This window comes from Amycolatopsis silviterrae (assembly GCF_042684085.1).
In the GTDB taxonomy this organism is placed as follows: Bacteria; Actinomycetota; Actinomycetes; order Mycobacteriales; family Pseudonocardiaceae; genus Amycolatopsis; species Amycolatopsis silviterrae.
On sequence record NZ_JBHUKS010000004.1, the window covers coordinates 592,479 to 611,172 of the forward strand.

General features: G+C 69.9%; 20 protein-coding genes. 11 read left to right on the forward strand and 9 right to left on the reverse strand.

Annotation, left to right across the window (positions count from 1 at the left end):
- Positions 1 to 647: 647 nt before the first annotated feature.
- Positions 648 to 1,946, reverse strand: coding sequence for a DUF445 domain-containing protein (locus ACFSVL_RS06575; RefSeq protein ID WP_378301383.1), 1,299 nt, complete (start codon positions 1,944 to 1,946; stop codon positions 648 to 650).
- Between the two features lie 29 nt (positions 1,947 to 1,975).
- Between ACFSVL_RS06575 and ACFSVL_RS06580 the strand changes: the two genes are divergently transcribed.
- The 3 genes from ACFSVL_RS06580 (at position 1,976) to ACFSVL_RS06590 (ending at position 5,082) form a co-directional block, all read left to right on the forward strand.
- Complete coding sequence (locus ACFSVL_RS06580) at positions 1,976 to 3,142, forward strand: pyridoxal phosphate-dependent aminotransferase (protein ID WP_378301385.1); 1,167 nt, start codon at positions 1,976 to 1,978, stop codon at positions 3,140 to 3,142.
- A gap of 368 nt (positions 3,143 to 3,510) precedes the next feature.
- Positions 3,511 to 4,797 (forward strand): hypothetical protein, encoded by a 1,287-nt coding sequence (locus tag ACFSVL_RS06585; protein WP_378301386.1) that lies wholly within the window; start codon positions 3,511 to 3,513, stop codon positions 4,795 to 4,797.
- A gap of 126 nt (positions 4,798 to 4,923) precedes the next feature.
- On the forward strand, positions 4,924 to 5,082 hold the full coding sequence (locus ACFSVL_RS06590; RefSeq protein ID WP_378301388.1) for a hypothetical protein: 159 nt from the start codon (positions 4,924 to 4,926) through the stop codon (positions 5,080 to 5,082).
- 193 nt (positions 5,083 to 5,275) lie between these two features.
- Here ACFSVL_RS06590 and yczR read toward each other — a convergent pair whose 3' ends face one another.
- Positions 5,276 to 6,715, reverse strand: a complete 1,440-nt coding sequence (gene yczR / locus ACFSVL_RS06595; RefSeq protein ID WP_378301390.1) for a MocR-like transcription factor YczR — start codon at positions 6,713 to 6,715, stop codon at positions 5,276 to 5,278.
- Positions 6,716 to 6,776: 61 nt separating this feature from the next.
- Here yczR and yczE point away from each other — a divergent pair, with 61 nt between their 5' ends.
- A complete protein-coding gene (yczE, locus tag ACFSVL_RS06600; RefSeq protein ID WP_378301392.1) occupies positions 6,777 to 7,418 on the forward strand; it encodes a membrane protein YczE in 642 nt (213 codons plus the stop codon).
- Here the strand turns inward: yczE and ACFSVL_RS06605 are convergent.
- Both ACFSVL_RS06605 and ACFSVL_RS06610 read right to left on the reverse strand, forming a co-directional pair.
- On the reverse strand, positions 7,415 to 7,948 hold the full coding sequence (locus tag ACFSVL_RS06605; RefSeq protein ID WP_378301394.1) for a Clp protease N-terminal domain-containing protein: 534 nt from the start codon (positions 7,946 to 7,948) through the stop codon (positions 7,415 to 7,417). The two genes, yczE and ACFSVL_RS06605, sit on opposite strands and share 4 nt — an antisense overlap.
- A complete protein-coding gene (locus ACFSVL_RS06610; RefSeq protein WP_378301396.1) occupies positions 7,948 to 8,157 on the reverse strand; it encodes a helix-turn-helix domain-containing protein in 210 nt (69 codons plus the stop codon). Before ACFSVL_RS06610 ends, ACFSVL_RS06605 begins: the two co-directional genes overlap by 1 nt.
- 440 nt (positions 8,158 to 8,597) lie before the next feature.
- On the opposite strand from ACFSVL_RS06610, the gene ACFSVL_RS06615 reads away from it, so the two are divergent.
- Positions 8,598 to 9,362, forward strand: coding sequence for a hypothetical protein (locus ACFSVL_RS06615; protein ID WP_378301398.1), 765 nt, complete (start codon positions 8,598 to 8,600; stop codon positions 9,360 to 9,362).
- 59 nt (positions 9,363 to 9,421) lie between these two features.
- Positions 9,422 to 10,105: a DUF998 domain-containing protein gene (locus ACFSVL_RS06620; protein WP_378301400.1), complete on the forward strand. Its 684-nt coding sequence runs from the start codon at positions 9,422 to 9,424 to the stop codon at positions 10,103 to 10,105.
- Here the strand turns inward: ACFSVL_RS06620 and ACFSVL_RS06625 are convergent.
- Both ACFSVL_RS06625 and ACFSVL_RS06630 read right to left on the reverse strand, forming a co-directional pair.
- Positions 10,083 to 11,111: a D-cysteine desulfhydrase family protein gene (locus tag ACFSVL_RS06625; RefSeq protein WP_378301401.1), complete on the reverse strand. Its 1,029-nt coding sequence runs from the start codon at positions 11,109 to 11,111 to the stop codon at positions 10,083 to 10,085. The two genes, ACFSVL_RS06620 and ACFSVL_RS06625, sit on opposite strands and share 23 nt — an antisense overlap.
- A 64-nt stretch (positions 11,112 to 11,175) precedes the next feature.
- Entirely contained in the window at positions 11,176 to 11,778 is a 603-nt protein-coding gene (locus ACFSVL_RS06630; RefSeq protein ID WP_378301403.1) for a DinB family protein, read from the reverse strand.
- An 86-nt stretch (positions 11,779 to 11,864) separates the two neighbouring features.
- On the opposite strand from ACFSVL_RS06630, the gene ACFSVL_RS06635 reads away from it, so the two are divergent.
- The 3 genes from ACFSVL_RS06635 to ACFSVL_RS06645 are packed head-to-tail and all read left to right on the forward strand — an operon-like array spanning position 11,865 to position 14,639.
- Complete coding sequence (locus tag ACFSVL_RS06635; RefSeq protein ID WP_378301405.1) at positions 11,865 to 13,241, forward strand: amidase; 1,377 nt, start codon at positions 11,865 to 11,867, stop codon at positions 13,239 to 13,241.
- Positions 13,208 to 13,786: a TetR/AcrR family transcriptional regulator gene (locus tag ACFSVL_RS06640; protein WP_378301407.1), complete on the forward strand. Its 579-nt coding sequence runs from the start codon at positions 13,208 to 13,210 to the stop codon at positions 13,784 to 13,786. Before ACFSVL_RS06635 ends, ACFSVL_RS06640 begins: the two co-directional genes overlap by 34 nt.
- On the forward strand, positions 13,770 to 14,639 hold the full coding sequence (locus tag ACFSVL_RS06645) for an oxygenase MpaB family protein (RefSeq protein ID WP_378301409.1): 870 nt from the start codon (positions 13,770 to 13,772) through the stop codon (positions 14,637 to 14,639). The genes ACFSVL_RS06640 and ACFSVL_RS06645 overlap by 17 nt, the downstream gene beginning before the upstream one ends.
- Here ACFSVL_RS06645 and ACFSVL_RS06650 read toward each other — a convergent pair.
- A complete protein-coding gene (locus ACFSVL_RS06650) occupies positions 14,615 to 15,151 on the reverse strand; it encodes a CGNR zinc finger domain-containing protein (RefSeq protein WP_378302006.1) in 537 nt (178 codons plus the stop codon). The genes ACFSVL_RS06645 and ACFSVL_RS06650 overlap by 25 nt on opposite strands.
- Before the next feature lie 75 nt (positions 15,152 to 15,226).
- On the opposite strand from ACFSVL_RS06650, the gene ACFSVL_RS06655 reads away from it, so the two are divergent.
- On the forward strand, positions 15,227 to 16,063 hold the full coding sequence (locus tag ACFSVL_RS06655) for an alpha/beta fold hydrolase (protein WP_378301411.1): 837 nt from the start codon (positions 15,227 to 15,229) through the stop codon (positions 16,061 to 16,063).
- On the opposite strand, the gene ACFSVL_RS06660 is transcribed toward ACFSVL_RS06655, so the two are convergent.
- Together ACFSVL_RS06660 and ACFSVL_RS06665 are read right to left on the reverse strand one after the other, a co-directional pair.
- On the reverse strand, positions 16,022 to 17,461 hold the full coding sequence (locus ACFSVL_RS06660; protein WP_378301412.1) for an amidase: 1,440 nt from the start codon (positions 17,459 to 17,461) through the stop codon (positions 16,022 to 16,024). The genes ACFSVL_RS06655 and ACFSVL_RS06660 overlap by 42 nt on opposite strands.
- 169 nt (positions 17,462 to 17,630) lie before the next feature.
- Positions 17,631 to 17,891 carry a DUF397 domain-containing protein gene (locus tag ACFSVL_RS06665; RefSeq protein ID WP_378301414.1) on the reverse strand — a complete coding sequence of 87 codons (261 nt, stop codon included), beginning with the start codon at positions 17,889 to 17,891 and terminating at the stop codon, positions 17,631 to 17,633.
- Positions 17,892 to 18,375: 484 nt separating this feature from the next.
- On the opposite strand from ACFSVL_RS06665, the gene ACFSVL_RS06670 reads away from it, so the two are divergent.
- A complete protein-coding gene (locus ACFSVL_RS06670; RefSeq protein WP_378301416.1) occupies positions 18,376 to 18,612 on the forward strand; it encodes a hypothetical protein in 237 nt (78 codons plus the stop codon).
- The last annotated feature ends 82 nt before the right edge of the window (positions 18,613 to 18,694 follow it).

The following is an 18,694-nucleotide window of genomic DNA, read 5'->3' on the forward strand; positions in this document are numbered from 1 at the left end:
TGGTATAGGACGGCGCGCATGCGACGGAGCACCCGCCGCGCCTGGCCGCAGATGAGGAAGAGCGCGTGCCGCCGGGGCCGATGAGGTGGCGTCGGCGGCGATCCGCAAGCTTGAGCTGAGGCTGCGGCAGGACGCAGTCAGATAGCTTCCGCGCACGGCGGGACAGGTGCTTCCGCCTGCCTCGCAGGCAAGCGCATCGGAGCTGTCTCGCTGGCGAATTCCGCTCAACCACAACGAAAACCAGCAAGACGGCTGGCTGGCTTAGGTCGCACCGGACCTCGGTAGCTGGCCAGCAGCGCCAGCCGCCGAGCGGTAGATACCGCCCGCGGGCCGACGAATCCTCCCCGGGCGCAGGCAACCTGCGGCCGCTAGCCAGCCCCTCGACCGAACCCCCAGCCCGCAGCCTTTCAGCCTTGCCCAGCAGGACAGCGAGACTCCGAGCCAACCCGCCACTCAGCCAACCCCCACAGCCCCTTCAGACCCGTCCCAACAGGACAGCGAGACTCCAAGCCAACCCGCCACTCAGCCAACCCCCACAGCCCCTTCAGCCCGTCCCAGCACGACAGCAAGACTCCAAGCCAACTCACCGCTCAGCCGAATCCCCGCAGCCCAGCCATCCCCAACCAAGCCCCCGCACCAGAACAACCTCAGAACAACAACTGCGCCACCGCGTAAATCACCAGGCCGGCCAGCGCCCCCACCACGGTCCCGTTGATCCGGATGAACTGCAGATCCCGCCCGACCTGCAGTTCGATCTTCCGCGAAGTCTCCTCGGCATCCCACCGCTCGACCGTGTCCGTGATGATCGTCGTGATCTCGCGGGAGTAGTGGGTCACCAGGTAGACCGCCGCGCCCTCGACCCAGCCGTCCACCTTCGACGTCATCGACGGGTCGTCCACCAGGCGTTTGCCCAGTGATTCCAGGCCTCCCCGGACTCGCTGGCGCAGTTCGCTCGACGGGTCCTCCGCGGCCTTCAGCAGCATCTCCTTGGCCGTCGCCCACGCGTTGCCGATCAGCTTCTGCACTTCCGCGTGGCTCACGATCTGGCCCTTGACCTGCTCGGCCCGCTCCATGGTCTTCGGGTCGGTCTGCAGGTCTTGGGCGAACTCGCCGAGGAACTTGTCCAGCGCGAGGCGCATCGGGTGGTTGACATCCGTTTTCACCGCCCACGTGAAGGTCAGGACCTCGCCGTACACCTTGTCCGCCAGCATTTCGTCCACGAACTTCGGCGACCAGCTCGGTGCGCGGTCGGACACCACGCGCAGCATCGTCTGGTGGTTGTCCCGGACCCATTCATAGGCCCGGTCGCACATCAGGTCCACCAGCTTGTGGTGCGCGCCGTCCTCGAAGACGCCGGCCAGGATCTTGCCGAGCGGCGGGCCCCACGGTTTGTCGATCACGCGCTTGACCACGGCCTGCTCCATGATCGCCTGCACGTCCTCGTCGCGGAGCACCGTCACCGCGCCGCGCACGACCGTCGCCAGTTCCGACGTCACGCGTTCGGCGTTGTCGCGCTGGGAGAGCCAGCCGCCGAGCCTGCTGGCGACCTCGACGCGGCGGAGTTTGTCGCGGATGACGTCCGGGGACAGGAAGTTCGAGCCGACGAACTCGCCGAGGCTGTTGCCCAGCGCGTCCTTCTTGTTCGGGATGATCGCGGTGTGCGGGATCCGCAGGCCCAGCGGATGCCGGAACAGCGCGGTCACCGCGAACCAGTCCGCGAGCGCGCCGACCATGCCCGCCTCGGCCGCGGCGCGCACGTAGCCGACCCAGCCTCCCCAGCCCGCCGACTCCGCCCAGCTCGTCAGCAGGAACACGACCGTCGCGCCGAGCAGGAAGGACAGCGCGACCAGCTTCATCTTGCGCAGGCCGCGCCGTTTCGCCTCTTCGCCGGCGGTCCCGCCGGGCGGATCCGCGGGCGTGACCTTGCCTGGGGTGAGTTGCTCCACACCGCCATTGTCCGTGAGGATGCGTTCTCGTGCGTGAACCAGCTCTCGTCCCCCGCCTCCGCCCGTTCACCTCGACGGTTTTCGCGGAGATGACCGCACTCGCCGTCCGGCACGGCGCGGTCAACCTCGGCCAGGGTTTCCCGGACACCGACGGGCCCGCCGGCATGCTCGAAACGGCGAAGAACTCGCTGTTCGGCGGCGACAACCAATACCCGCCGGGGCCGGGCCGCCCGGAGCTGCGCGCCGCGATCAGCCGGCACCGCGAGCGCTACGGGGCCAGCTACGACCCGGACACCGAGATCCTGGTCACCGCGGGTGCGACCGAGGCCATCGCGGCGACGCTGATCGCGCTGACCGAGTCCGGCGACGAGGTGATCGTGGTCGAGCCGTACTACGACTCGTACGCCGCGGCGGTCGCGATGTCGGGTGCGCGGCGGCGGGTGATCGGGCTCGTCGAAACCGAGGGCGGCCAGCTCGAACTCGACCTCGACGCCTTCCGCGACGCGATCACCCCGAATACCCGTGCGGTGCTGCTGAATTCGCCGCACAACCCCACTGGCACGGTGTTTTCCCGCGCGCAGCTGGAAGAAGTCGCGCGGCTGTGCGTCGAACACGACCTCATCGCGGTCACCGACGAGGTCTACGAACACCTCGTCTTCGACGGCGCCGAGCACCTTCCGCTCGCGTCGTTCCCTGGGATGCGCGAGCGGACCGTCGCGATTTCGAGCGCGGGCAAGACGTTCAACTGCACCGGCTGGAAGATCGGCTGGGTCTGCTCGACGCCAGAGCTGGTCGCCGCGGTGAAGGCGGCGAAGCAGTTCATCACGTTCGTCTCCGGCGGACCGCTGCAGCCGGCCGTCGCGTACGCGCTCGATAACGAATTGGACTGGGTCGAAAACCTGCGCGCGAGCCTTCAGGAGAAGCGCGATCGGTTGTCGGCTGGACTCGCTGATGCGGGATTCGCGGTCCGGCCGAGTGCGGGGACGTACTTCGTGACCGCTGACGTGCGTCCGCTCGGCTTCGACGACGCCGCCGAACTCGCCTGGACGCTGCCGGAACGCGCCGGAGTCGCGGCGGTACCCGTCAAGGTGTTCACGGATCACCCGGACGAGTGGAAACATTTGCTGAGGTTCGCGTTCTGCAAGCGCAACGAGGTGATCGACGAGGCCGTCGACCGCCTGCGGAAACTCGTCTGACGACTGCGGCCCGGCCTCGGGGTCGGCGGGGTCCGGCGCTGCGGGAACAGGGCCACCGAGAGTGGCTCAGCAGCCGAAACGTCGGGTCGGCGCCCGGATTAGCACCGCCGGCGGGCCGCCCGGATGGCCGCATCCGGCCCCGATTCGCGCCACGCAGGGTGATCGACTAGGGCGGATCGGACACCAGAGCCGGTGCCGACGTTCCGCCTTACGGGGTGGATCGAGCGCGGGAGAGATGAAAGACTCGCGTCCGGTGCTAGAAAGAGGGCAGCCCCGGGGGACCTGCGACCTGGCCGGAAGAGAGCCCCAGCAAGATCAGTCTCGTGCGGTGGCCCGCACGAACTTCAGGCGCGGACGGTGGTGGTGGCGTGACCGGCATGGCGACCCCGCGCGGCCTCGCATCCTCCGCGTCGTTCGGCGCGAGCACCAGTCCGCCCGCGACGGCAGCGCTTCTCGGGATGGTCGACCGCGCTAAGCCGAACTCCCGCACGCGCGCGGGCGCGCGACGGCGGCCCCGTGCCTGGGCGGCCCCGATCGCCCGGCCCGCCGCACGAATCGCCGTCGCCGGCGGGCTCACGCTGGCCGGATGGCTGCTCGGCGCGGCGCTGTCGCAGGCGAACGCCGCGACGGACGACCAGATCGACCGTCCCACCGCCTCGACGCACGATCCCGAACCCGAGCACCGGTACGCCGGAACAGCCACGTCCGGCACGCTCACCTGGGCCATGCCCGGGTCGGCGACCGGCGCGAAGCACCCGCACCGGTTCCAGTTCTCCGCCCGCGACTTCCGGCCGGAGGTGAGCTTCCGGCCGAGCACGCTGTCCGGCAGCGACACCCCGGACCAGCACGCTTCCGAGCCAGCGGCCAAGCCCGCCAAGACACCCGAGCACGCCAAACCCGCCAAGCCGAAGAGCAAACCCAAGCACCACGCTCCGGCCAGCGATCCCGAGACCGCCAGCCAGCCCGGTCCCATCAGCAGCTCCGAACCCCAGCACGGGCTCCTCGACGGCCTGCTCGGCGGCTCCGACCGCGATCCCGGCCAGGGTCTCCTCGGCGGTCTCCTCGGCAGCCCCGAAAACGACCAGCCAGGGCTCCTCGACGGCATCCTCGGAACCGTCGACGACACCGTCGACACGACCCTGCACACCACCGTCACCTCGGTCGACACCGTGATCGACACGGCACCGGTCCGGGTCGTCGTGCCGCCGTCCGCCGAGGTCGAGCCGGCTCCGGCCGCGAGCGGGCCAGTCAGCGTTGCCGCTCCGTCGGCCAAGCTGGTCAAGGAACCCGCAGCACCGGTGGTTGTGAAGGTCAGCAAGCAAGCGCCTGTCGTGCACCCGGTGTCCGAGCGGGTCCTCACTGGACAGCCCGCGCACGAAACCCAGCCCGCGCCGCCGGTCAAGCAACGCAGCCAGGCCGGAGGCGGCGGCAGCGGCGGTGGCGGCGAGGGCCTTCCCTCGGCACCGGCCGCGCCTGCCGCGCCCGCGTCGACTGTCTCACCGGGACACGACGGTTCCGGCGGCCTGCGCCAGCTGTTCGCGCTGGCCGGCGACGGCGTCACCGCCACTCAGCTCAAGCTCATCGGTGTCAGCCGCGACCACGAGGTCGACGGCGCGGGCAGGGACGCCGCCCTGCCGACCACCTCCCCGGACTGACCGCCCGACCGGTTACCCGGGGAGAGCTACGTCCACCTCAAGATCAACTTCTTGATCGCGCGCGCCCGTTCGCCGCGCCGGGCTCACCCCTTCGCACCAGCGTCACTTCGATCAAGGGGCTGAACCATGACCGCACTTCCCGACCGGCCGACCGCGCCCGGCCGGATCGGGTCCTGGTCCCGGCGCCGCGCTGCCCCCGCGGCGCCGGGACCCATCACGGGCGTGCTCCGGAGGTTTTCGCTCACCGCGCCGAGCGAGAGCCTGCGCCAACCGAAGCTCGCCTGAACCGAGGGCGCTTCCCGGCACTTCGAGGGGCTGTGCCGGGAAGCGCCTCGGACGATCGGCCGGTGCGCCGTACGGACGACCGCCGCCCTCCCTGGAGTGGCCGGAATCCGTTCGGCGCACCGGCTGTTCACTTTCCGGGGGTCGTGCGTGCTGATGCCGGTTAGAACCGGGATTGCCACTCACGAGGACCGCGCTACGTAACGGGAATCCGCTCCGCGGGCACATCCGCGCAGCCGCGCACCGAAGCCGCCGCGACGCTGACCCGGCGCACCGCCTCCGGCAACTGCTCGCGCGGCAATCCGAACGGAAGCCGCAGCCAGCGTTCCAATCCGCCGTGCACGCCGAACCTCGATCCGGGTGCCAGCTGCACCCCGCGATTCGCCGCCGACACCGCCAATCGCGTGCTCATCGGCTCCGGCAACCGGCACCACAACGACAATCCGCCGGCAGGCACCTCGAATGTCCACTCTGGACAGTACTGGCGCAGCGCCGCGATCGTGATGTCCCGGTTCTCCCGGAATTCCGTCCGGCGCCGGGCGAGCACCTCGTATCCCTCCGGTTCCAGCAACGCCGCCAGCACCAGCTGATCGAACACCGGCGCGCCGAGATCGACCGCGAACCGCGGCGACTGCAGGCGGTCCAGCAAATCGGTCGACGCGCGGATCCAGCCCAGCCGCAACCCGCCCCACTGCGATTTCGCCGCCGACCCGACGCTCAGCACCAGGTCCCCGCCGAACGCGGCCAGCGGCGGCGGGCCGTCCACCGGATCGCCCTCGTAATCCAGTTCCACCAACGATTCGTCGACCACGACCGGCGTCCGCGACCGGGCGAGCAGCCCGCCGAGCCGCTCCCGGCCCGCCGCGTCGAGGCGCAGGCCGGTCGGGTTCTGGAAGTCCACCACGAGGTAGCCGAACCGGGGCGCGGCCTGGCGCAGCGCGGCCTCGATCCCGGTCAGATCCCAGCCGTGCACGGGATCGAGCGCGACCGGCACCGGCAGCGCGTGCGTCGCGCGGACGGCGTCGATGGCGTTCGGGTACGTCGGCTGTTCGAGCAGGACGCGGTCGCCCGGCCCGGTCAGCATCCGCAGGCACAGCACGAAAGCGGAGTACGCACCGGACGTCACCAGCACCTGGTCCGGCGAGGTCGGCAGCCCGCGCGCGGTGTAGCGCTCGGCGATCCGCTCGCGCAGCCTCGGCAGGCCGCCGGTGAGGTAGCCGTTGCCGCTGGCGTACTCGACCAGGTCGCGCCGCGCGGTGTCGAACGCGGCCATCAGCCCCGGCACCGCGGACGGGGCGGCTCGGGCGAGGTCGAGGAGGTCGTCGCGGGCCGCCTCGGGCTCGTCGCGGTGCCCGACGCCGGCCACCCACGAACCGGCCCCGCGACGGCTGGCAACGAGGCCGTCCGCGCGGAGCCGGTCGAGTGCCGCGCCGATGAGCGTGCGGCTGACGCCGAGCGCGTCGGCGAGTTCGCGCTCGGCGGGCAGCCGGGTGCCGATCGGCAGCTGTCCGTCGAGCACGTGCAGCTCAACCGCCGCGGCGAGGTCGGACGCACCCTGCCGGGAGCCACGCTGCCGCCATTCCCCCAGCAATGTGGCCAATCGCCGTCCCGAGATGCGTCCGCCCAGAGGTTCCATAAGGCCAATTATCCCGCATTGGCCATGGTTTATCAGGCCAGTGGTCGCCAATAGTGGAGAAGTGGCAACTATCGACCTCAGTCCGCTCAGCATCCGCCAGTCCCCCGCGCGCCGGGGCGCCCAGCTGATCGCCGGCCTCGCCCTCTACGGCGCGAGCATGGCCATGCTCACCCGCGCCCGCCTCGGCCTCGACCCGTGGGACGTGCTGAACGACGGCCTGACCAAGCTCACCGGGCTGACGTTCGGCACGATCAGCGCCGTCGTGGCGGTGTTCGTGCTGCTGCTGTGGATTCCGCTACGCCAGCGGCCGGGCATCGGCACCGTCGCGAACATCGCGGTGATCGCGGTGGCCGTCGACGCGGTGCGCGCCGTGCTGCCGGACCAGCACGTGCTCGTCTGGCAGATCCTGATGCTGGTCGGCGGCGTGGTGCTGAACGCCGTCGCGACCGCGGTCTACGTCGGCACCCGCCTCGGCCCCGGACCGCGCGACGGGCTGATGACCGGCCTGCACGCCCGCACCGGCTGGTCCGTTCGCCTGGTCCGGACCGGCATCGAGGTGCTCGTGCTCGCCGCGGGCTGGCTGCTCGGCGGCTCGGTCGGCGTCGGAACCGTGCTGTACGCGCTCAGCATCGGCCCGCTGACGCAGGCGCTGCTGCCACTGGTCACCTGGCGGACCGGGGCGCACGAGCAGGAACAGCATTAGCGTTTGCCGACGGCCTGGCGGACGGCCGGGTAGTCGATGCCGCGCGAGGCGAGGAAGTCGGCCACCGGGCCGCGCTGTTTGACCAGCGCGAGCAGCAAATGCTCCTGGCCGAGGTGCTTGTCTCCGAGGTCCTGCGCCTCTCGCAGGCTCATCTGCAGCGCGTTCTTCGCCTCCTCGGTGAACGGCAAGTGGTTGCGCCGGGAGCGCCTGCCCGCCTCGGCGAGCGCGCCCGGCCCGTGCGCCTGCTCGATCCGCTCGACGATCTGGTCGACGTCGATGCCGAACTCGGTGAGCGCCTCGGCATCGGCGTCGCTGATCCCGCCGCGGCGGCGAACCCGGGCCAGCTCGGCGAAGACCTCCTCGCGGGACACCCCGAGGGTTTGCAGCAGCCGCACCGCCTCGCCGTCCTCGATCCGCGCCAGCCCGGCGAAAACGGACTGCGCGGAGATCTCGCGCGCCCCCGCTTCCCACGCCGCCGCCTGCGCCTCGACCACCGCCATCCGGGCGTCTCTGGTGAACTTCTCGAACATCAATGCCTCCCGTACTTCTTGTGTACGGCCTGCCGGCTGACCCCCAGCTCGGCCGCGATGTCCTGCCAAGACCAGCCGTGCAAGCGAGCACTGCGCACCTGCACCGCCTCCAGCTGTTCCAGCAACCGCCGCAGCGCCGCCACCGCCCGGAGCCCCACCCGGGGGTCCTGGTCGCCGGCGCGGGCGGCTAGATCCGTCGCTTCCGTCATGATGTCAATCTAGGTTGACATCGCCGCTGCTGTCAACCCTGGTTGACACCACGGTCCGTGAGGGCCACCTTCACGGACTCTGAGTCCAATGCCGGGGACTTACGGCGGCGTTATGGGTGCGGCCGAGCGGTGTCCGCCCAGACCGACACGGCTGGTGGACCGAGCAGGCCCGCGTCGGGGCCGACGCGGGCGGCTGGAGCCGGGCGCGCCGGCCGTGAGGGCCACCTTGAGGGAATCAGATTCTCTCAAGGTGGCCCTCACAGACTTGGAGAAACGGGCATTTCGGCGTTAATCAGGCATTTCGCTGGACTGGACGTCCTTTGTGGACGGTCAGCAAGCTGAGCGCCCGCCTTGAGTCCCTGGCATTGGACTCTGAGTCCCTCGGGGTTCCCCTCACGGACTTCGGCGGCGAGCGGCGAAAGGCGAGCTACAGTCGGGAAGTGCCAGAGATTTCGACCGCCGAGCGAGCCGGAGTCGGTTCCGACGGCCATCCCCGCCCAACCGAAGACCACGTCGCCCTCCTGGACCGCGCCGTCCTGGTCCTGGACGGCGCGACCTCCCCGAGCCCCGACCTCCCGCCCGGCGGCTGGTACGCCGGTCTGCTCCGCGACCAGCTCGCCGCCGAACTGCGCACCCGCCCGCGGGAGGACCTGGGCGTTGCACTGGCCAACGCGATCACCGCCGTCGCCCGCGACCATGGCCTGGAGCCCGGCCGCTCGCCCTCCAGCACGGTGTCCGTAGTCCGCTGGGACGAATCCGAAGTAGAGGCACTGGTACTGGCCGACAGCCCAGTTGTCGCGTTTGGACGGTTCGGCACTGATGTCGTCTCCGATGATCGACTGATGTCCTTACGTGACGGCGGTCTCCTTCAAACCGGAGCGGACGTCCGGCGGCGACGCAATGCGGCAGACGGCTTCTGGGTCGCCGAAGCCGACCCGGCCGCGGCGCACAAAGCGGTACGCCGCAGCTGGCCCCGCGCGGACGTCGAGGCCATCCTCATCGCCACCGACGGCGTCGCGATCGGAGTGGACGAGTACGGGCTCTTCGACTGGCCGGAAGTACTGCAGATAGCCAAAAACAAGGGCCCCGAGGCGGTGCTGGACGCGGTGCGCGCGGCGGAGAACGACGATCCGCACGCGGTCCGCTGGCCGCGCGCGAAACGGCATGACGACCAGGTGCTCGTCCTCGCCGAGTTCGCGAAGTAGGGGCTGAATCAGGGGTTTTCCCTGATCACGAAACGCCGCGGAGCCGACACTCTTGCTGCATGGTGAACTCACGAGGCGTCCGGGGATGGCGCCTGACCGCACTCGCTGCGATCGCCTGGGGGCTGTTCACGATCACCGTGCTGCACATCATCAGCTCGCACGATCCGATCTACGACACGCTTTCGAGCTACACGATCACCGACCGCGGGGAAGGCATGCTCGGCGCGAGCGTGCTGTCGGTAGCCGTCGGTTCTCTCGCGGTGCTCGGCGCGCTGATCGCCGGTGGCGTGCCGATGACGTTCAGCACCAAGGCTTTGCTCATGCTGTGGGCCCTCGGGCTGGCCGTGGCCGCGGTTTTCCCGGCCAGTTACCCGCAAAGCCCGAACGAGCTCAGCGGCGACATCCACCTTTACTCGTGCCTGGTCGCGTTCGCGAGCCTGCCCGGCGCGGCGATCACGATGCTGGAACCGTTGCGCGGCACGGCCGAGCGCGCGTTCGTGGTGCGCTGGCTGAAGTTCGGGCTCGGCGCGGTCGGCCTGTTCGCGCTGAGCTTCCTGTTCGTGCGCCTCGACGAGGCCGGCGTGCAGCCGTTCCACGTGCTCACCGAGGTGCTGCCGGTCGGCGCGACGCAACGGCTCACGCTGATCGCGAACGTCGCCCTGCTGCTGGTCCTGCTCCGCATCGCCGTGCGGACCGAGGCCGCTCGCGCCACGGTGCTGGTTACTTCGGCGCCTCGGCCATGAACTCCGGCGCATAACCGAACAATCCGGGAAGACCGCCGGTGTGCACGAACACCACGGTCTCCTCCGGCGAATACCGCCCCGCCGCCGCCCATTCCACCAGGGCGGCGGCGGCTTTTCCGGTGTAGACCGGGTCGAGCACCACACCCTCGGTGCGGCCGAACAGCCGGATCGCCTCCCAGGTCCCCGACGCCGGAATCCCGTAGCCCTCGCCGATCGTCGTGTCGTTCAGCCAGACGTGCTCCAGCTTCGGTGGGTCGAGCCCAAGCAGCTGCGCGGCCCCGGCGGTCAGGTGGGACAGGTTGTCCACAGCCTCGTTGAGCGGATGGCTGACGCAGGCGATGTCCAGGTCCAGCGACCCCAGCAACTCCGTACCGAGCGCCAGCCCGGCCACCGTGGCCCCACTGGCGTGCGGACCGACGACGCGGGCCCGGTCCAGACCCAGCTGCTCCAGCTGGACGGCAAGCTCCCTCGCGGCATCCACATAGCCGAGAACGCCGAGTGGGTCGGACCCACCGACTGGGACCGACCTAACCTTCCGCCCCTCAGCCTCCGCTTCGGCGAGCAGCCGCTCGTACGTCTCGGTCGCTTCCGCCTCCGACGCGCAGATGTGCACGCGCGCCCCGAAAAGCACGTCAAGCAGGACGTTGCCGGACCGCTCGTACGCTTCGCCGGACCGCGGGACCTCGGCGACCAGCACCAGCTCGCAACGCAGCCCAAGCCGGGCGCACGCTGCCGCGGTCTGGCGGCCGTGGTTGGTCTGCACCGCGCCGAAGGTGATCACGGTGTCGGCTCCCTCGGCGAGCGCCGCGCCGAGGTGGAAGTCGAGTTTGCGCAGCTTGTTGCCACCGACGCCGAGCGGGTGGACGTCGTCCCGCTTGAGCAGCAACCGGGGGATGCCGAGCGCTTCACCAAGCCGCGGCGCCGGGACGAGCGGGGTCGGTCCGTGGTGGAGACCGGCGCGAGGGAAGCCGTCGAGGGCGGGGAACCGGGCGAAGTCGAACGTCATCGATCCTCCGTGCGCTGGCCGGGCTGATGGCGTGCAGTTATGGCGTGCAGTTTAGGGGGCTTTCTCAAGCTGTGGCTGGGTCCGCGGCCCTGGCTGCCCGCTCGATTTCAGCGCACCGGCGCTGCCAGAAGGCGGAGTCCAGCCCTCGCCGGGACATGGCGGCCAAGTCCATCTCGACCGCGCCGTCCAGCTGTTCGCGCAGGATGTCGGCGTGCCCGGCGTGCCGGCTGGTCTCCGTCAACATGTGGACAAGAACGTTGAACAGCAGCACATCCGGGCGTGGCCACCACGGCACGTGGCCAGGCGCGTCGACGGCGAGCGCGGCGATCGTCGCGTCGGAGTGCTCGCACACGCGCCGGTAACGGCTGACGATTTCGTCACGGGTTTCGTGCTCTGTCGCCCAGAAGTCGGCACCGCGCTGTTCGAGGTCGTCCCACCTCGGAAGGGGTTCGGGGAACGGGCGGCCGAAGACTTCGCCGAAGTAGCGAGCCTCCGCCAGCGTCAGGTGTTTCACCAGGCCGAGCAGGTTGGTGCCAGTCGAGGTCAGCGGGCGGCGGATGGCGTATTCCGGCAGCCCGTCGAGCTTCCGGAGCATCGTCGCGCGGACCTCTCGCAGGTCGTCGTGGAGGTACCCCTTCGCGAAGTCATCGATCACGAGGACCAGCATGCCGAACTTCAGCCCCCGAGGTCAGGGGTGCTTTCCCGGCGTCAGCCGTGATACGTTCGTTCGAGCGAACGAGAGGGGAGCCGCTGATGTCTTCCGCGATGACCGAGTTCACGTCCCTCGCCGAGCAGGCCGCCGCGCTCGAGGCTGGCGAGACCACGGCCGTGCAGCTCGCCGAACTCGCTCTCAAGCGGGCCCACGCGAGCCAGCCGGTGCTCAACGCGTTCCGGGTGCTGCGTGACGAAGCCGCGCTCGCCGAGGCGGCCGAGGCTGATCAGCGCCGCGCCGACGGGGATCGCGCGCCGTTGCTCGGGGTGCCGGTGGCGATCAAGGACGACGTCGACCTCGCCGGCCTGCCCACCGCGTTCGGGTGTCCGGGCGAGTTCCCGGCGGCGACGGCGGACGCGCCGGCGGTCGCGAATCTCAAGCGGGCCGGCGCGGTCATCATCGGCAAGACCAACACTCCTGAGCTGGGCCAATGGCCGTTCACCGAGGGCACGGCGTTCGGTGCGACGCGCAATCCGTGGCAGCCCGCGCACACTCCGGGCGGGTCGTCCGGCGGGTCGGCCGCTGCGGTGGCGGCCGGGATCGTGGCCGCCGCGCTCGGGTCGGACGGGGCGGGTTCGGTGCGCATCCCGGCGGCGTGGACCGGGCTCGTCGGGATCAAAACCCAGCGCGGCCGGATTCCGACCGACAGCGAACTGTTCCACGGTCTCACCGTGCTCGGCCCGCTCGCCCGGACGGTCGCCGACGCGGCCACGCTGCTGGACGTCACCGCGGGCACCGGCACGTCGTTCCAGACTGCCGCGCGGCGGGAACCGGGATGGCTGAGGATTGGGCTCTCCACCCGGATTCCCTTTACCGCCACTAAAACTAGGCTCGACCCAGTAGTCGAAGCCGCAGTGCGCGACACCGCCGAGACGCTCGCCGGGCTGGGGCACGAGATCGTGCCGGTCGAACCGGGATACGGACTGATCGGCCTCACTTTCCTGCCGCGGTCGCTCACCGGCGTGCGCGATTGGGCCCGCCGGGTGCCGGAGCCGTCCGCGCTCGACCCGCGCACGCGCAGCAATGCCCAGCAAGGCGGCCTGCTCGCCGGGCCCGCGCTGAAGCTCGCCCGCGCGCTCGAACCCGTGCTGCGCCGCCGGATCGGCGCGATGTTCGGCGACATCGACGTCCTGCTCACCCCGACCACCGCCACCCCGCCGCCCGCGATCGGTTCGTTCGACGGGCTTTCCGGCTGGCAGACCGATCAGACGATGATCGCCGCGTGCCCGTACGCTTGGCCGTGGAACGTGCTGGGCTGGCCCGGGGTGAACGTGCCCGCCGGCCTGACCGCGGACGGGTTGCCGCTCGGCGCCCAGCTGCTCGGCCCGTCCCATTCCGAAGAGCGGCTGATTTCCGTTGCCGCGCAACTGGAAGAGGTACTGCGGTGGCCGGATCGACGTCCCGAGCCGGGGTGGTGAGCACGCGCGACGCGATCCTTCGCGCCACCCTGAAAGTGGTCGGCGAGCAGGGCGTCGGCGGGCTCACCAACCGGCGCATCGTCGCCGCAGCCGGAGTTTCGCTCGGCACGCTGACGTATCACTTCCCAAGCCAGACCGAACTGCTGCGCGAGGCGATGCTGCTGTTCGCCGAGGAGGAAACGGCGAAGCTGTCGGGGATTGTCGAGGCGTACCAAGCGCAAGGGCTCAGCCTCGAAGAAGCGGCGACCGTGGTCGAGCACGTGATCAAGCAACTGCCGTTCGGCACCGACGAACTCGCGCCGCACGAGCTGTACCTTCAGGCCGCCCGGGACCCCGGACTGCACGAGGCTTCGGCGAAATGCTTTGCGGCGTATGACGAATTGGCGATCACGATCCTCACCGCGCTCGGACTGCCAGACCCGGAGCGAGTGGCCGGACCGGTGGTCGCGCTGATCGCCGGGCTGCAGTTGCGCCGGCTCGCCACTGGCACGGACGTTCCGGCCGCCGAGCCGTTGATGATGCTGCTGCATGGCGCGCGGGGCTGAGCTGGCCCCGCCGGTCGTGCGCGGCACGGCGGCCTGGCGTTACTTCGGCGACTTCCGCGACGTGCTGCTGGCCGGGCAGGTGCTTGTGCTGCAGGTCGCGCATCCGGTCGTTGCGGCCGGGGTGCGTGATCATTCGGACTACCGCGAGGATCCGTGGACCCGGTTGATGCGCACCGCCGCTTCCCTGTCGATTTACGTGTACGGCGGGACAAAAGGCGCGCAGGCCGAGGCCGAACGGCTGTGGAAACTGCATCGCACCTTTACCGGCACCGCCGACGGCCGCCGATACAGCGCGCTCGACCCCGGCGCGTACGCATGGGTGCACGCGACGCTGGTGATGGCACCCGTTGACGCACAACGGTTCTTCGGTCGCCCGATGTCCACTTCGGAACTAGACGAGTACTACGCGCAGATGTGCGGCATCGGCCGGATCCTCGGCGTCCGCGAGCGGGACCTGCCGCCGACCTGGCCGGACTTCGAGCGCTACTACCGCGAGATGATCGCCGGATTCGGTCCGAACGAAACGATCAGCACCTTGTTCGAGACCATCGACACCGTGCGGAAGCCGTTCTCCCGCATGTCGGACCGCCGGTGGTCGAGACTCCAAAAGGGACACTCAAGTGCGCAGATGTTCCTTATCCGCGCGACACTCCCGGCCCAGCTTCGTGATCGACTCGGTCTGCAATGGACGGACGAGGACGCGCGCAAGTTCACTCGCTTCCGCCGGGCGGTCAGAATTATCGGCACCGTGGTTCCGCCGCCGCTGCGCACTGTCCACATGCGAGCGATCGGCAGGCTGAACGTGTGGCTGCGCGCGCACCCGTGGGCTTACCGGTTCTTCGTCCGCTCGTAGTGTGCCCGCGCCTTCGCCCGGTTGCCGCAGCGGGACATCGAGCACCATTGCCGCGTCCGGCGCGGTGAGGTGTCGACGAATCGCAAACCGCAATCGTCCGCCGCGCAGATTCGGATGTCTTCCGCGCCGGTGGCGAGATCGACCGCGTCGGCGGCCAGTACGGCGAACGCCGTCGCCACCGGGTTCTCCGGGGCGGGGACTTCTCGCTGGAGCACACCGTCCTTCAACAGCAGCCGGGCAGGTTTCGGCGCGGCCGCGAGCGTGTCGTTGACCAAGCGAACGTCGGCGACCAGCGGTGTCGCGGTCAGCAGCCGGTTCACTGCCTCGCGGAGATCCTTGGCCGAAGCCACCTGAGCAGCGCTCACCCGCAGGCGGCCGAACCCGGCCCGCTCAAGCCATTCCGCGAGCGCGTCCGGGCCGGTGAGCAGCTCGATGCTCTCGGGGAGATGCCGGGAGCGCAGCGTGTTCACCAGGTGCAGGCACGGCCGCCCGGCGTCGAACACCCAATCCATACCGCTCATTCTAACCATTGAAACCGGTGAGAACCCGGGCTACCGTCTAACCCTATGAACCGGTTAGAAGCAGCCATGGCTCAAGTCGGCGACCTGCGCATGCATTACCTCCGTGGCGGGGACGGCCCGCCGTTGTTCCTCTTGCACGGGTGGCCGCAGACGTCGCATTGCTGGCACCGCGTCGCCGGGCCGTTGGCCGAGAAGCACACCGTGATCGCTCCTGACCTGCGCGGATACGGGCGCACCGACAAGCCCCGCACCGGCTACGACAAGCGCACGATGGCCGCGGACGTCGCCAAGCTGGCCGAGCAGCTCGGGTTCGACCGGGTGGCGGTCGCCGGGCACGATCGTGGCGGGCGGGTCGCGCATCGGTGGGCGCTCGACCGTCCAGACCAGGTGGAGCGGCTCGCGGTGCTGGACATCGCGCCCACCCGCGAGATGTGGCGACGACTCGACCGCGACCTCGGAAAGGCGTACTGGCACTGGCTTTTCCACCTGCAGCCAGACCTTCCGGAGCTGCTGGCGGGACAGAATATCGCCGCGTATCTCGGCTACTTCTTCGAACGCTGGACCTTCCAGCGGCACGGCCTGCCGCCCGAGGACGTCGCCGAGTACGTGCGCGCCTTCGAAGCACCCGGCGCACTCCGAGCCGGTTTCGACGACTACCGCGCCTCATTCCCCGACGACGCCGACCTGGACGACGCCGATTACGCCGCCGGAAAGCGCCTTACCCAGCCGGTACTCGCGATGTGGGGCAAGGCCGGCTTGCTCGGCAGTCTGCCCACATTGAACATCTGGCGCGACTACGCGGACCACGTGACCGGCGTCGGTCTCGAAGACTGCGGACACTTCCTGCCCGAGGAACAGCCCTCACAAGTCGTGGCGCATCTGCGGGAATTCCTGGCCAGTTAACGGAATCCGCGCGAACCCAGCTCCGACGGTCTGCTCGATCGCCGCGCCGACCCGGAAAGCCGTGCCGTCGTCGTACTTTCCCGCCACGACCTGGACGCCGGTCGGCACGCCGTTCCCAGCCCAGCCGGACGGCACGGCGAGGACCGGATGTTCGCTGCCGACGTTGAACGCAGGCGTGAGCGAAGCGTCCGAAAAGTGTTCCAGCGCAACGCCGTTGACCACGACTTGCTCAGTCAGATAGTCCTCGCCAGCGGCGAACGCGGTGGCACCGAGGGTCGGCACGATGAGCGCGTCGAACTGGTCGAACACCGCGTCGAGGCGTTCGCGGATCGCGGCCTCGACGGCGGCACCCGTCTCCGCGTCCACAACGTTCTCGACGCCTTTGCGCGCGAAGGCCAGGCAGTACGGGGTGATCACGCCCGGGTTAAGCCGGTCCAGTTCCAGGACCTCAGCGGCCAACCCGGTCCCGAAATGCGCCCACAGGGCCTGTTTGACCATGTCGAGCGTCCAGTCGATCTCGATCTCGGTCACCGCCGCACCGGCGGACGTCAGCGCCTTCGCGACGGCGCGGGTGTTGGCGGCGATCTCCGGGTCGACCGGGAAATCCCCGGGCGCTGGGCAGCAAGCGACGCGAAGGCCGCGTACGTCGCCCGTCGTCAGGGTCACCGACGGGAGCCGCGAGTGCGGGTCGCGCGGGTCCTCGCCCGCCAGGACGTTCTGCAGGAGCGCGCAATCGGCGACGGTCCGGGCCATCGGACCGTGGTGGTAGTAGGTGTCGAGTCCGGCGGGCGGGAGGACCGGGTTACGGCCGTGCGGCGGTTTGAACCCCACGACGCCGGTGAAGGACGCGGGCGCGCGCAGCGAACCGCCGATGTCCGATCCGGTGGCGAGGGCGGCGGTGCCGGCCGCCAGCGCCGCGCCCGAACCGCCGGACGAGCCGCCTGCCGCGGTCTGGAGGTGCCACGGATTGCGCGTGCTCCCCCAGCGCCGCGTGTGGGACAGCGGCATGCAGCAGAACTCGGACGTCGTCGTGCGAGCGTGCAGAATCCCGCCGGCCGCCTGGATCCGGCCGAGTCCGATCGCGGTCTCCCGCGCCAGTTGAGGCGGGCGCAGGAGGGTGCCGTCAGTGACTGGATACCCGGCTAGTGGCTGTTCCTCCTTCGCCGCGACAGGCAGTCCTTCGAGTGGCCTCGGACGGCCACCCGGTGCGTACTGCTTCTCCGCGACGGCGGCGGCCCGCAGCGCCTCGTCGAACATCTGCTCGGCGAAGGCGTTGACGTCGGGCTCGACCCGCTCCGCCCGCTCCACGACCGCGCGCATCAGCTCCACCGGCGACAACTGCCGAGTCCGGAAGAGACGCAGCGCTTCGACGGCGGTCAGGTAGTGGAGTGGGGTCATCGCGCGCTCCGTGGGGTCGGGCCGCTCAACCTACTCAGCCAGCAACCCTCGCCAAACCGACATTCAGCCCACAACCCCCGGCACCCACGGTAACCAGAGCCGATCCGCATCCCACCCGATCGAGTGACTGTTTGCGAATCGCACCCCGTCGAGACATTGCCGTGGTGGACTACTCGCTCGGCGGCAGGTCGAACTGACCAGCCTTGACCGCGACGAGGAAGGCGTCCCACTCGCCACGGTCGAAGACCAGCACCGGGCTCGTCGCGAGCTTCGTGTCGCGCACCCCGATCAGGCCGGGACGGGAGAGGTTGACCTCGACACAGTTTCCGCCGTTGGGCTCGCTGGCGAACGACTTCGCCCAGGCCGCGGCCTCGAACAGCGACTCCGCCGTGTCCGGGTCGTAATCCTGGGGCGACGGATAATCCGCCATGGGTCGTCCACCTCCGAGCCTTGTGCAGGGCGTGCGCGCTGGTGCACGTCCCCGGCTTCTTTGCGTCACTACGGAGCAAACCGCAGGGCCAAGCGGGTGATCAACTCGACCCGATCTCGACATGAAGATTATTCCAGGAGTAGGATTAATCGCAGCGATCGGGGCGTCAGTGGTGGGTGAATGGCTTGCGACATTCAGCCCAACACCGGCAGCACCGGCCCGGGCACCCGGCCCGGGCGGCGGACCAGCCGCGAGATATCGGGAGGAGTGCGGATGCGAGCCGACCCGTTCGGCCCGGCAAGGAGCCGATCCGCCCGCCTCACCGGAATCGGCGCTGGTCCAGGTGCCGTGACGACCCTGCGGAGACACCGCAACGGAGCGGTTTCCCTGTTGCCCGGCGATGACCTGCCGGGCGCGCACTACCCCGATCCGGCCGGCGCCGACCCGCGCCGGTACCCGTCATCAGAACTGGGGGTGTGATCCCATGGCCGTCCGGCTAACCACGCTTTTCCGCCGTGAGGACGAACACACTCGCGGCCGGCGTGGGATCAATCACGAATTGCGCAACCGGTTCGGGTTCAGCCTGATCCAGGCCCCGCTGCGCAGCCCGATGGTCGTGGACACCGAGATCGAAGTACCGGCGCCGCGGCAAGCGGACCACGTCCACGCCACCCGTCACCACCGCGAGACACGAGTACCGCTGCTGCACGGGCTCGGCTGAGAGCCCGCATCGTCCACGCTCCCCGGAACGCATCGCCCGGGGAGCGTTTTCGTGTCCTGGGGCAGGTTTGCGGAGGTCTGGA

Coding starts and splice junctions, on each gene's coding strand:
- ACFSVL_RS06670 (WP_378301416.1), top strand. CDS start 18,376: ATGGCCGTCCGGCTAACCACGCTTTTCCGCCGTGAGGACGAACACACT.
- ACFSVL_RS06590 (WP_378301388.1), top strand. CDS start 4,924: ATGACCGCACTTCCCGACCGGCCGACCGCGCCCGGCCGGATCGGGTCC.
- ACFSVL_RS06620 (WP_378301400.1), top strand. CDS start 9,422: ATGGTGAACTCACGAGGCGTCCGGGGATGGCGCCTGACCGCACTCGCT.
- ACFSVL_RS06605 (WP_378301394.1), bottom strand. CDS start 7,948: ATGTTCGAGAAGTTCACCAGAGACGCCCGGATGGCGGTGGTCGAGGCG.
- ACFSVL_RS06665 (WP_378301414.1), bottom strand. CDS start 17,891: ATGGCGGATTATCCGTCGCCCCAGGATTACGACCCGGACACGGCGGAG.
- ACFSVL_RS06635 (WP_378301405.1), top strand. CDS start 11,865: ATGTCTTCCGCGATGACCGAGTTCACGTCCCTCGCCGAGCAGGCCGCC.
- ACFSVL_RS06660 (WP_378301412.1), bottom strand. CDS start 17,461: ATGACCCCACTCCACTACCTGACCGCCGTCGAAGCGCTGCGTCTCTTC.
- ACFSVL_RS06630 (WP_378301403.1), bottom strand. CDS start 11,778: ATGCTGGTCCTCGTGATCGATGACTTCGCGAAGGGGTACCTCCACGAC.
- ACFSVL_RS06625 (WP_378301401.1), bottom strand. CDS start 11,111: ATGACGTTCGACTTCGCCCGGTTCCCCGCCCTCGACGGCTTCCCTCGC.
- ACFSVL_RS06610 (WP_378301396.1), bottom strand. CDS start 8,157: ATGACGGAAGCGACGGATCTAGCCGCCCGCGCCGGCGACCAGGACCCC.
- ACFSVL_RS06655 (WP_378301411.1), top strand. CDS start 15,227: ATGGCTCAAGTCGGCGACCTGCGCATGCATTACCTCCGTGGCGGGGAC.
- yczR (WP_378301390.1), bottom strand. CDS start 6,715: ATGGAACCTCTGGGCGGACGCATCTCGGGACGGCGATTGGCCACATTG.
- ACFSVL_RS06645 (WP_378301409.1), top strand. CDS start 13,770: ATGGCGCGCGGGGCTGAGCTGGCCCCGCCGGTCGTGCGCGGCACGGCG.
- ACFSVL_RS06650 (WP_378302006.1), bottom strand. CDS start 15,151: ATGGATTGGGTGTTCGACGCCGGGCGGCCGTGCCTGCACCTGGTGAAC.